This window comes from Paractinoplanes ovalisporus (assembly GCF_016834655.1).
In the GTDB taxonomy this organism is placed as follows: domain Bacteria; phylum Actinomycetota; class Actinomycetes; order Mycobacteriales; family Micromonosporaceae; genus Actinoplanes; species Actinoplanes ovalisporus.
Window position 1 is genome coordinate 1 of the sequence record NZ_JAENHP010000050.1, and the last position, 11,282, is coordinate 11,282.

15 protein-coding genes are annotated in these 11,282 nt (G+C 67.6%); 7 read left to right on the forward strand and 8 right to left on the reverse strand.

The window, feature by feature from the left end:
- The 3 genes from JIG36_RS51170 to JIG36_RS51180 all read right to left on the reverse strand — a co-directional run.
- A partial coding sequence (locus JIG36_RS51170) for a flagellar basal body-associated FliL family protein (RefSeq protein WP_203384233.1) occupies positions 1–310 on the reverse strand: 310 nt, incomplete at its 3' end.
- Positions 311–510: 200 nt separating this feature from the next.
- Positions 511–1,122 (reverse strand): amidohydrolase family protein, encoded by a 612-nt coding sequence (locus JIG36_RS51175; protein ID WP_236050259.1) that lies wholly within the window; start codon positions 1,120–1,122, stop codon positions 511–513.
- A gap of 74 nt (positions 1,123–1,196) precedes the next feature.
- Complete coding sequence (locus tag JIG36_RS51180) at positions 1,197–2,156, reverse strand: acyl-CoA dehydrogenase family protein (RefSeq protein WP_307873263.1); 960 nt, start codon at positions 2,154–2,156, stop codon at positions 1,197–1,199.
- Between the two features lie 86 nt (positions 2,157–2,242).
- Between JIG36_RS51180 and JIG36_RS51185 the strand changes: the two genes are divergently transcribed.
- Positions 2,243–3,094 (forward strand): AraC family transcriptional regulator, encoded by an 852-nt coding sequence (locus JIG36_RS51185; RefSeq protein WP_236050261.1) that lies wholly within the window; start codon positions 2,243–2,245, stop codon positions 3,092–3,094.
- An 82-nt stretch (positions 3,095–3,176) separates the two neighbouring features.
- Here JIG36_RS51185 and JIG36_RS51190 read toward each other — a convergent pair whose 3' ends face one another.
- Positions 3,177–3,692 (reverse strand): MarR family winged helix-turn-helix transcriptional regulator, encoded by a 516-nt coding sequence (locus JIG36_RS51190; protein ID WP_203384236.1) that lies wholly within the window; start codon positions 3,690–3,692, stop codon positions 3,177–3,179.
- Positions 3,693–3,713: 21 nt separating this feature from the next.
- Here JIG36_RS51190 and JIG36_RS51195 point away from each other — a divergent pair, with 21 nt between their 5' ends.
- The 3 genes from JIG36_RS51195 to JIG36_RS53035 all read left to right on the forward strand — a co-directional run bounded on the left by JIG36_RS51195 (position 3,714) and on the right by JIG36_RS53035 (position 7,298).
- Positions 3,714–4,811, forward strand: coding sequence for a quinone oxidoreductase family protein (locus JIG36_RS51195; RefSeq protein ID WP_203384237.1), 1,098 nt, complete (start codon positions 3,714–3,716; stop codon positions 4,809–4,811).
- Between the two features lie 10 nt (positions 4,812–4,821).
- Positions 4,822–5,583 carry an alpha/beta fold hydrolase gene (locus JIG36_RS51200; RefSeq protein WP_203384238.1) on the forward strand — a complete coding sequence of 254 codons (762 nt, stop codon included), beginning with the start codon at positions 4,822–4,824 and terminating at the stop codon, positions 5,581–5,583.
- Between the two features lie 359 nt (positions 5,584–5,942).
- A complete protein-coding gene (locus JIG36_RS53035; RefSeq protein ID WP_307873264.1) occupies positions 5,943–7,298 on the forward strand; it encodes a ricin-type beta-trefoil lectin domain protein in 1,356 nt (451 codons plus the stop codon).
- Positions 7,299–7,408: 110 nt separating this feature from the next.
- Here JIG36_RS53035 and JIG36_RS51210 read toward each other — a convergent pair whose 3' ends face one another.
- On the reverse strand, positions 7,409–7,885 hold the full coding sequence (locus tag JIG36_RS51210) for a hypothetical protein (protein WP_203384239.1): 477 nt from the start codon (positions 7,883–7,885) through the stop codon (positions 7,409–7,411).
- A gap of 196 nt (positions 7,886–8,081) precedes the next feature.
- Between JIG36_RS51210 and JIG36_RS51215 the strand changes: the two genes are divergently transcribed.
- Positions 8,082–8,513 carry a hypothetical protein gene (locus JIG36_RS51215; protein WP_203384240.1) on the forward strand — a complete coding sequence of 144 codons (432 nt, stop codon included), beginning with the start codon at positions 8,082–8,084 and terminating at the stop codon, positions 8,511–8,513.
- A 526-nt stretch (positions 8,514–9,039) separates the two neighbouring features.
- On the opposite strand, the gene JIG36_RS51220 is transcribed toward JIG36_RS51215, so the two are convergent.
- Positions 9,040–9,435: an NUDIX hydrolase gene (locus JIG36_RS51220; RefSeq protein ID WP_268919982.1), complete on the reverse strand. Its 396-nt coding sequence runs from the start codon at positions 9,433–9,435 to the stop codon at positions 9,040–9,042.
- Complete coding sequence (locus JIG36_RS54900) at positions 9,422–9,922, reverse strand: hypothetical protein (protein ID WP_498370790.1); 501 nt, start codon at positions 9,920–9,922, stop codon at positions 9,422–9,424. The genes JIG36_RS51220 and JIG36_RS54900 overlap by 14 nt, the downstream gene beginning before the upstream one ends.
- A gap of 140 nt (positions 9,923–10,062) precedes the next feature.
- Here JIG36_RS54900 and JIG36_RS51225 point away from each other — a divergent pair, with 140 nt between their 5' ends.
- A complete protein-coding gene (locus tag JIG36_RS51225) occupies positions 10,063–10,848 on the forward strand; it encodes a DDE-type integrase/transposase/recombinase (protein ID WP_203384241.1) in 786 nt (261 codons plus the stop codon).
- On the forward strand, positions 10,760–11,014 hold the full coding sequence (locus JIG36_RS54755) for an integrase core domain-containing protein (protein WP_369076892.1): 255 nt from the start codon (positions 10,760–10,762) through the stop codon (positions 11,012–11,014). Before JIG36_RS51225 ends, JIG36_RS54755 begins: the two co-directional genes overlap by 89 nt.
- A gap of 22 nt (positions 11,015–11,036) precedes the next feature.
- Here JIG36_RS54755 and JIG36_RS51230 read toward each other — a convergent pair.
- The coding region (locus JIG36_RS51230) for an integrase core domain-containing protein (protein WP_203384242.1) at positions 11,037–11,282 on the reverse strand (246 nt) is incomplete at its 5' end.

Below are 11,282 nucleotides of genomic sequence, written 5' to 3' on the forward strand. Positions count from 1 at the left end.
ACTCGTCGATCGCCAGCTCGCGGGCCTCGCTCGTGTCGACCGACTCGGCGCCGGCGTCCGCGGTCTGCTGCAGCGAGAAGTTCAGCTTGAGGTAGTGACCGTCGGCCAGGTTGATCGTCATCGCCTCGTCCAGGGCCACCACGCTGCCCTTGACCGGAGCGGCCTCGGCCTTGTCGCCCTTCAGCATGAAGAACGCTCCGGCGCCACCGCCACCGAGCAGCACGACGGCGGCGATAACAATGATCATCAGCATCTTCTTGGACTTCTTGGGGGCGTCGGCGGCGGTAGTAGTCGTCTCGTCCTTGCTCATCGAAAGCTCCCTCAGTCGTACGTCAGGCCGAGGCTGTTCGGCTCCGCAATCTCCATTGGCCGCGAACCCAGGGGTTTGACTGCGGATGTGGTTCGACCTGGGTGCAGTTCGTTGCCGGCTTCCGGCGGACACGGCACGACGTGCTGATCCGCCTCTTGCGCCACATCGGGCGCAGACGTCTCACCAACCCGGCCCGGCGATCACTTCACGGGCACTTTTATTCTGGACAGTTTCTCCGCATTTCGGAACGCGATCTTCTCCTTGTCCTCGCGTGGCAGATCGACTCCGCGGAACCAGTCGGTCTGCGCCTTGATGTCCGCGAACGGGTAGTCGGTTGCGAACATCAGTCGATCCACGCTGATGTGCTTCAGCAGGACTGAGCAGTTCAGTCTGGGGGAATGCGCTGGTCGTGACCCAGAAGTCGTTTTGGAAGTATTGCCCGAACGGCTTCTTGAGCGAGTTCTCGGTCGGCTCGCCCATGTCATTGACGATCCGCTGTGCGCCCAGGAAGCCATCCTCCCGAACCGAGCGTTCCAGTTCGTCCGCCGCCGCCTGCGGGCTCCGCAAGGGCAAGGTGGCGAAGCCTTGAAACGGCCCGGATATTTGGCGATCGGCCCGTCCACGAGTTGCCGGTTGAGACGATAGGCAAGGTCGATGCCCCTCGGCCCGGGGACATTCTGTACGGACGGTGTGTGAGCCGAGAGGATCTGAACGTTGAGTCCCCCCGCGTCCATATCGTCGACGCGGCGACCTTCAACCTGAAGCACCCGCTCCAGAGACTCACGGATGGCCGCCTCATCATCCGCGATCATGATCTGCACGCCGGCCCGCCCCCTGCGATCGATGCATTTGCCCCTCATGCTCTCCAATCAACCTGAAGCCAACATTAGAGCCGATTGGCCGCCAGGAACGCGTTGATGTGCGGGTGACGGCTCGCCACGGCCACGTCCCGCCAGTAGCGCTGCAGCGGGTTGGACTCCGCGAAACCGCTCGCGCCGTGCAGGTCGAGCATGAGCTCCATGGCCGCGCGGCAGTCCCGGGCCGCCCCGGACATGTCGAGGCCGTGGTCGCCCGGGCCGGTCGCCGCGAGCGCGAGCATCGAGCGCTCGGCCCGCCGGGCGAGGGAGATGGCCTCGGCCCGCCAGGTGCGCGCGGCCGGAGACTCGCCCATGGAGGCGTACGAGCTCATGTAGGGCTTGCGATCGGAGGCGAACATAGCGGTGATCAGATCCAGCGCACCCAGCGTGGCGCCGACGACCGGGGCGAGCGCGGTCAGGCCGAAGAGCACCATGTCACCGGCCAGTTGGGCGAAGTCGAGCGGCGCCACGCGCCCGGCCGGCACGAGGACGTCCTCCGCGACGAGGGTGTGGCTGCCGGTGCCGCGCATGCCGGCGGCCGACCAGGTGTGTTCGATACGCAGGTCGCGCGTGGGGAACAGGGCCCAGGACAATGTCCCGTCGATCAGCAGGGCCAGGCCGGCCCAGTCCGCGTCCTCGCAGCCGGAGACGTTCGCCCAGCGGCCGGTGACACGTACGCCACCGAGGGCCTTTTCTCCCCGGCCGCCCGGCGTGCCCGACCCGGCGAGAAGCGCGTCCGTGCCGATCACGTCGCCGATCGTCCGGCGGCTGAAGATCTTGCCGGTGAGCGAGGTGCCGGCGATCCAGCTGGTGGACGGGCAGCCGCGCGCCATCTCGGTGAGCAGCTGGACGGCCTCGGTGGCGGTGCGGTCGTGCAGGGCGAAGGCGCCGGCCTCCCGGGCGGCCTGCAGGCTCTTCGCGGTGGGACGGCCCTGGCGTTCGGTCTCCGCGGCCTGCTCGGACAGGATCTCGGCGAGTGGTGATGTCACGCCGTCCACCGAACCAGCTCCGGCCCTGCTCGACCATGCGCGCGCGGCCCGAGGCGATACGCGGACGTACCATCGCGGTCGTGGACATGATCTCGGCGGCGCTCGGCAGCGTCCGGGCCCTGCGCGCGAACGGGCGCCGCATCACGGAGTCGGGCGCGTGGGGGCTTCGCTTCCCGCCGATGGCCGTGCTCGGCTTCCACGTGATGCTGCACGGTGAGGGGTGGCTGATCCAGGAGCAGACCGACCCTTTGCGCGTACGCCCGGGGGACGTGATCTTCACCGCGGCCGGTGTCGTGCACGGGTTGTCCCACGCGCCGTGCCCCCTCGACGACCTGCCGGTCTTCACGGTGGAGGAGCCCGCGCCGCCCGGGGAGGCCGACTTCGAGTTCCTCTGCGGCGCCTACCGGATGCAGGACGGCGGGGTGCCCGCGTTGTTGCGGCAGTTGCCGGGGCTCGTCCTGATCACGCCGGACTACGCCGAGCAGCCCGAGCTGCGGACGCTGATCGCCATGTTGCACGCCGACTTCGACCGGCCCGAGCCGGGCACCGACGCGGCCCGGGCGGCCCTGATCGACCTGATGGTCGTGCAGATGCTGCGCCAGGTGCCGGACCGGCCGGAGGTCACCGACCCGGGGATCGCCGGCGCGCTGCACGCGATCCACGAGCGGCCCGAGCGGCCGTGGACGGTGGAGCAGCTGAGCTCGGTCGCGGGCATGTCGCGCACGACGTTTCACCGGCGCTTCGCCGCCGTGGCCGGCACTTCCCCGATGGCATACCTGGTCGACCGGCGGATGAGCCTCGGCGCCCAGCTGTTGCGGGCGAGCCCGGCGCCGCTGGCGGCCATCGCCCGGCAGGTCGGCTATTCGACGGAGTTCGCCTTCTCGGCCGCGTTCCGGCGCGCCTACGGTGTGGCGCCGGGCCGGTTCCGCGCCTCCTAGACCGGCAGCCGCCCACACGCTGGTCCGGCCCATCCGCGCCGGCGGATCTTCGGGTCTTCTACATGTTGCGAGCCTTAGAGGGTCAGATGCCCTCTTGAGCCGGATCAGCGTTCGATAGTTTCTGGCTTCGCCGGGCTGCCAGCAGCGTCTGTTCCAAGCGACCCGCGAGCTCGATGAAGTCGGCTCGCCGGTCGTTCGTGAGGACCTCGGCCATCACGGCTTCCACCGTCGACCACAGTTCGACGACGCGTGGTTGCAGCGCTCGTCCCTGATCGGTCAGCGAGACGACCATGGCTCGCTTGTCCTTCTTGCCCGGGCTGCGGGTGAGCAGACCCGCCTGCTCCATGCGCCGGACGGTGCGCGAGACGGTGGAGTGGTCGAGCCGGACGGCCCGCTGCAGATCGGTGTGGGTCTGGCCGTCGGAGTCGTAGAGCTGCAGCAGGATCAGTTCCTGGCCGGGGTAGAGCCCCAGCTCGAGCAGCTTGTCGTTGGCGAAGTTGTGCATCGCGCGCCACAGCGTGAGCGTGCCGAAGCTCAACGGCGCCAGCGCCGACAGTGCGGATGAGCGCGTGAGCGGCTCAGCGTCGTCCACGGTCACGGGCGCTCCCCCTTAAATGTGATGACAGACACTTTGCGTTACAGGGCCAGCCCTACAAATATGTGTCTAGCCAAGCATTTACTTGGCCGGACACATAACTTGGAGTTGAGTCTAGTGAAAGCCATCCAGATGAGCGAGACCGGCCAGGCCGACGTACTTCGGCTGGTCGAGCTCCCGGACCCGCAGCCCGGCCCCGGCGAGGTGCTGGTCCGGGTCGAGGCGGCCGGCGTGAACTTCATGGACATCTACCGCCGCAAAGGCCTCCCCTTCGATATCCCGACCCCGCTGCCGTTCGTCCCAGGAGGAGAGCTGGCCGGTACGATCGTCGCCCTCGGTGACGGTGTCGAGAACCTGAACGTGGGCGACCGGGTCTTCGGCCAGGCCGGCCCCTTGGCCAACGGCGGTTACGCCGAACTGGTCGCCGCCAACGCCGCCGGGCTCTTCCCGATACCGCCCGGCATGGACGCCGAAAGTGCGGCCGGCCTGTCCGTCGTCGCCGTTAGCGCGGCCATCCTGCTGACCGGCGCGGCCCGGCTGAGCGCGGGCGAAACGGTCTTCGTGCCGGCGGCCGCGGGAGGCCTCGGCAGCTACGCCGTACAGATCGCCAAGGCTCTCGGCGCAACCGTCATCGCCGGTGCCGGAACCCCGGAAAAGCGAAGGATCGCGATCGAGCTCGGCGCCGACCACGCCGTCGATTACCGCGCACCCGGCTGGACAGACGAGATCAAACAGCTCACCGGAGGCCGCGGCGTCGACGTTGCCTTGGAGATGACCGGCCCCGGCCACGTAGCCGAGACGCTCTCCGTGCTGGCGCCCTTCGGACGGCTGATCGGCTACGGCTACGTCGCCGAACAGGACCACGCGATCGACTCCGCGGCGTTGATGAAGTCGCTGTTCAACCCCGCCCCCGGCCACGAACTGATCGGCTTCAACGTCGGTTACTGGTACAGCGGGCGCCCGCAGGCATCGGCGGCCGCCGCCGCCCGGGTGATGGGCTGGCTGGCTGACGGCACGCTCACCGGCCCCCAGGTGACCACCTTCCCCCTGGCCGACGCGGCCGACGCGCACACCCGGCTGGAGCGCGGCGCCACCATCGGCAAAGTCGTGCTCATCCCCTGAAGGAGCAATCATGACTGTCGTTTTCGTGCACGGAGTCCCGGAAAGCTCGGCGATCTGGACGCCGCTGCTCGACGAGCTGGAGAAGCTGGGAGTGACCGACACCGTACGTCTGTCCCCACCCGGCTTTGGTGCGCCCCTGCCGGCCGGCTTCATCCCCGACGTCGACGGCTACCGAGATTGGCTGATCACGGAGCTCGAGCGCCTGGGCGAGCCGGTGCACCTGGTCGGGCACGACTGGGGCGGAGCTCACGTCATCAACGTGGCCATGACGCGCCCCGATCTCCTGAAGAGCTGGACCAGCGACGCGATCGGCGTCTTCGATCCCGAGTACGTCTGGCACGACCTCGCCCAGAGTTGGCAGACCGAGGGAGCGGGCGAAGCCTTCGTGGCCCAGATGTTCGGCGCCGCACTCGACCAGAAGACCGAAACCATGATGTCGTACGGCATCGACCACTCGACCGCCGCGCAGATCGCCGCCGCCCAGTACGCCGACATGGGCCACGCCGTCCTCAGTCTGTATCGCGCCGCGAGGCAGCCGATGATGGCCGACCTCGGTCGCAACCTACACCTGGCGCAGTCCCGCCCCGGACAAGTGCTCATCGCCGCCGAGGACCACATGGTCGGCTCCCTCCAGCAACGTCGATCAGCCGCAGCCCGGGCCGGCGCACAGGTCGAGATCCTCGAAGGCGTCGCACACTTCTGGATGGCACAGAAACCGGCCGCAGCCGCCCCCGTTCTCGCACGCTTCTGGGCAAGCCCGAATCATGAGTGACATAGCCCGCCCCGCCGCCCTCATACACTGCAGCGCATGCGTTTCTGACCAGGTGGTACGGCGAAGTGAACTGGCACCGCGACGTGGCCGGGTGGGAGGGAACAAGGCATCGCGTTCCAGGACTGTCCGCTGCCGCCCGAGGAGCTTGGGCGGCGTCCCGACGGCAAGATGGTCTTCTGGATCGAGAACCAGCGCGGCTACGAGTGGGCGGCCGATCTCACCGGCCCCGAGCCTGGTCCGCGAGCATCCGCGCCATCTCATCGACAGGCGGAAATATTTACGTAACAATGTTTCCAATCATGTACGGCTCGTGTCACCCTCGCAGTAGATCGACCACTCCGTGAGAGAGGACGTTCTCCGTGACAACGAATGCAGGTTCCGCAGGCGGAGCGCTGTCACGCAGCCGCCGCCTCCTGGTCTTCCTCACCGCGGCCGTCACTGCGCTGGCCGGCAGTGCGATCGTTCAGCAGCAGCCCGCACAGGCCGCGTGGAACCTCGTGTGGGCCGACGAGTTCAACGGGTCCGGCGCGCCCAGCAGCGCCAACTGGAACTACAACGTCGGCAACGGCCTCAACCCCGGCCTCAACGCGTTCGACGGCTGGGGCAACGGCGAGTGGGAGTGGTACCGCCCCGAGAACTGCACGCAGTCCGGCGGCAACCTCGTGATGCGGGCCAACTGGCTCACCACGCCCATCACGGTCAACGGCCGCAACTTCTACCAGACGTCGTGCCGCATGACGACGGACACCAAGAGGTCCTTCCAGTACGGTCGCATCGAGGCACGCATGGCGCTCCCCACCGCCACCGGCTCGTGGCCGGCTTTCTGGATGCTCGGTGACGCGTGCGACGAGACGTCCACGAGCGCCTACAACCCGGCGCAGACCTACTACGACCGCCTGCCCACGAACTGGGCCAGTTGCGGCGAGGTCGACATCATGGAACACGCGAACGCGAACGCGACCGTTACGAACAACATCTTCTGGGATCTCCGGACCGGCGTGTTCCCGTGGACAGCGGGTCAGAACGCCAACTACGTCGCGAACCCCGCCGTCAACAACGCCGCGGCCTTCCACGTCTATGCGATCGAGTGGACGGCCGCGCAGATCCGCTGGTACATCGACGGTGTGCAGACGCACGTGATCGACACGACACCGGCGACCTTGGAAGAGTTCCGCAAGCCGTTCCACGTCATCTTCAACCTGGCGCTGGGCGGCTCGTACCCCGGCCAGAACCCCGTACAGAGTCAGTTCCCGCTCACCGCATTGGTCGACTACGTGCGTTACTACCAGGACGGTGGGGGCACGACGCCACCTCCCACGGGCGGACCCGCGACCCAGATCAACGGGCCGGGCGGCAAATGTGTGGACGTGGCCGGGGATGACACAGGCGGCAACAGCGCGGCCGTGCAGCTGTGGACGTGCCAGGGATCTTCCGTGTCGCAGGACCAGCAGTGGAGCTGGAACGGCCAGACCCTGCGGACGTTGGGCCGGTGCCTCGACGTCAACGGTGCGGGCACGACCAACGGCACGCAGGTGCAGCTCTATGACTGCAACGGCAGCGGCGCGCAGAACTGGGTCCAGGAAGGTAGCCGGTTGCGCAACCCGAACTCCAACAGGTGCCTGGACGCCCCGTCAGGCTCGACAGCGAACGGCGCGCGACTACAGATCTGGGACTGCAACGGATCGGCCGCACAGTCCTTCGTGAAGGCCGCGTGACGACCAGCCGAGCTGCACGCTGACGGGTCAGGGTGCGGAAGCGGACAGGCTCCCGCACCCTTCCCGCCGTCAAGTCAGGACCGCAGGCGGGCCGCCCCGCACGCACGGCGTCACACCGGGTAGACCCGGTACCGCACGTTGCCGTCGTAGCGCAGACTGGTTACCGCCGTGATGATCGACCACAGGAAGTCCTCGTCCGGGCCCCACGAGGGCAGCGCAACCTCCGCCTCAACCGGCAGCGGCGTCCCCTCGTCCTCCACGACCGCACCCTCCGCATAGACGTAGTGCCGAGTGCGTTCGCCGCCGGTGAAGAGCGAGAAGCCGTACGTGCTGGAAACGCTGCTGAAGAACACCACCAGAGCGTCGACCGGCCCGGTCGGTTCCCAGCCCATGACGACGTCCATCCGGGGATTCCAGACCTGCGCCCAGCCAGCCGGGTCGGCGGCGTACAGCGCGTCGGGCTTCAGGGCGCTCGTGGCCCGATCAGCCTCGACCAGCTCACCGCTGAACTCGGTGATGGCGAGGTCGTCCACCGCCTCGTCCGCCGTGACGCCCTTGACGAACAGCACCGAGGTGTTCCATCCCATGATCAGAAGCCTTTCCACATACGTCGGGTCGTCCCGCACGTTGGGCCGAACCAGGCCCTCAGCGCAACGAGCGTACGGCTCGGGGACGGAACACCCGCTGCAGGCGTGGCGCTGCGACACGTATCCCAAGATCCCGTACGGCAGTTGTGGTTGGTGACGACCCCATCGGCGCCGTCGGACTTCGAGGAGACAAACGATGGCACGCACCACGACGAGCACGACTTCCGCCTTGGCGGCGGCTTTCGCCGTGGCCGCGGTCGTACCGGCGGTGCCGGTGGCGGCCGCACCGGCGTCGACGCCGGCCACCGCGATCATCCTGGAGCGGACCGGCGGCTTCGCCGGACGTAGCGACACGTTCGTGATCGATCGGTCGACGGTCGGCGGCCGCACTCCGCTGCGCGCGGCCGGCAGCGCCGAGTTCCGCTCACTGCGCCGTTCCTACCAGCTGCGGAACAACTGCTGCGACCGCTACACCTACCGCCTCATCGTCAGCTACCGCCACGGCCGGTCCAAGACGGTCGACACCGTTCAGGGCGCTCCGGCCCCACGCATCCTGCGATACGTCATCGACGAGGTGCAGCGCGTAGGACGCGAAAACCCGGACGGACCCACCCGCAGAGTCAGCTGAGCGGCTCCGGGCAGCCGGATCAGACGCAACCCCTTTCGTGCTGCCCACGTTGGTTTCGAAGCCGACCAGCTCGCCGTCGACCACTCTCGCGTACCGCGGCGACGACGTCAGGGACGTACGGCGCCATGTCTTAGCCTGGCGGCTTTGCAGGTAGACCCGATCTGGCTTTACGAACACCAGGCACCTCCAGCCGTCGTTCTCCATGCGGCGCGAAAGGTTCGAGTCGTGCTGCGCGCCCATCCTGCGTTCGTCGAGATCAGACGCGGGCGATGGCAGCTTGGGCGTCGGATCATGAGCTCACCACCGCCGTTGCCATATCACGAGCAGCAGGAATGGATGAGCCGCCCTTTCGACCACCTACTCAAGGCCGCCGAAAAGTCGTCTCAGCTCAGCTCAGCGGGCGGTCGCGTGAGCTGAGCGCCGGCGCGTCTACCGGCGTATTCCATGCCGGTCGCAACGGCATGATCCATCGGCAGCGTACGCCCAAGCTTTCGGGCCTCAGCACCGATGCCGGCGAGCTACCTAGTTATCGATCGGCGAGTACGAACAGAAGTGCTGCGAGGGTGGTGCCGGCGACGATGTGTCGCTTGTCGATGAGGCCGCGGATGTCGTCGAGGGGGACCCAGTCGATGCGGTCGCTTTCGAAGGCGTCCTCGGGGTCGCCGACGTGACGGGCGTTGTCGGCGCGGAAGATATGGTGTTGCGAGGTCATGATGCCCGGCGAAGGCTGGGTGTACATCAGGGGCCGGATCGTTCCTGTGGCGCGCCAGCCGGTTTCCTCTTCGGTTTCGCGGACAGCAGCGTCGGCGGGTGTTTCGCCGGGGCGCATGCTGCCTTGGGGGATCTCCCAGGCGTAGGTGCCGGCGATGAAGCGGTGCCGCCAGATCAGCAGGACGCGTTGCTGGTCGTTAACGACGACCAGGCCGGCTCAGGGGGCTGCGGTCCGGAGCGCGGCCAGCAGCAGAGGCCGGACCGAACCGCCGCCGACTCGTCGGTACATCTCTTGGTAGTGGGTGCGGGCCTGCTGCAGAACAGGACGTCGGCAGGGTCGGCCGGGCGGTGGCCTTCGCGTCCCACGTCCCGATCGTGGGGCGGGTTCTCCCCCTCCCACACGGATGTCGCGGCCTGCGGTCCCGCGAGCACGGCTCCGGGGTTGCGGCCGCTGGCGTCGGCGTGCCAGATCGCCATGGCTCGGTCGGTGGCCTGCACGAGCGACGGAGTCGCGCGTCGGTGGCCCGCCGTTGCATGCCGATGTCAGCCAAGGGGATCGTGCGGCGTAGTCGTCGGCCGAGGACGGTGCAGATCAACGTTCGTGCGGGATCGCGGGGGACGGCGTGGTCGCAAGAATGCGACCACCACGCGACCACATCGGCCCGGAATAATCTCGGGGGATATGCCTGAGACGGCATATCCCCTGGTCAAAGCTGGTCGGGCTGACAGGTCGGGCTGACAGTGTCCTGGCTCAGGAAATAGGAAACCCATGTCTCAAGTCATCGGAAACCGGTGTGTCGGGACATAGGAAACCCTGGATGCTGGTGATCGTCGCCGGGTGTCCAAAGCCCGTCTTGTGATCACCGCTGTCGTTGTCGAGGGTCGTAGCCAGGCCGAGACCGCCCGCGCCTACGGCGTGTCCAAGAGCTGGGTGTCGAAGCTGATCGCCCGGTACCGGGCCGAGGGCGCGGCCGCCTTCGAGCCGCACTCACGACGGCCGAACACCTCACCGACCGCGATCGACCCGCGAACAGTCGAGCTGATCGCGGCGATCCGTAAACAGCTCACCGAGCGGGGCCTGGACGCCGGACCGGACACCATCGGCTGGCATCTGCGGCACACCAACCACCTCACCGTCTCGCGGGCCACCATCGCCCGGCACCTGGCCGCCCAGGGCCTGGTCGTGCCCGAACCATCCAAGCGGCCGAAAAACTCCTACATCCGCTTCCAAGCCGAGCAGCCCAACGAATGCTGGCAGGCCGACTTCACCCACTACCGGCTCACCCGCCCCGACGGCCGCCCCGGTGCTGACGCCGAAATCCTGTCCTGGCTCGACGACCACTCCCGCTACGCCCTCTCGGTCACCGCCCACCCGAGGATCACCGGCACCCTCGTGCGCCAGACATTCCGCGAAACCGTTGCCACCCATGGTGTTCCGGCCTCCACACTGACCGACAACGGCATGGTGTTCACCACCCCGTCTGTCCGGCGGCAGCCGGTGCGGCAGCCGCGGCCGCAACGGCCTCGAACAAGAACTGCACCGGCTCAAAGTCACCCAGAAGAACTCCCGCCCGAACCACCCCACCACCTGCGGCAAAGTCGAACGCTTCCAGCAAACCCTTAAGAAATGGCTCCGCGGCCAACCCACCCAGCCCACCACCATCACCCAGCTACAAACCTTGATCGACGCGTTCGTCGACGAATACAACCACCGCCGCCCACACCACTCCCTGCCCCAACGCTGCACCCCGGCCACCGCCTACCAAACCCGACCCAAAGCCGAACCCTGAACCGCCCCGGGTTTGGTAGCGGCTAGATGGGTTGGGTTTCCGTCCTGGTAGGGCGGGGTTTGTGGGGTTGGTGCAGGGTTTCGAAGTCGGCTGGTGGCAGGTCCGCGGCGCCGGTGTGGATGCGGTGGTGGTTGTACCAGTCGACGTACTCGAGGGTGGCGATTTCGACCTGGTCACAGGTCTTCCACGGACCGTGGGGTTTGATCAGTTCGGTCTTGAACAGGCCTATGGTCGATTCGGCCAGAGCGTTGTCGTAGGCGTCGGCGAC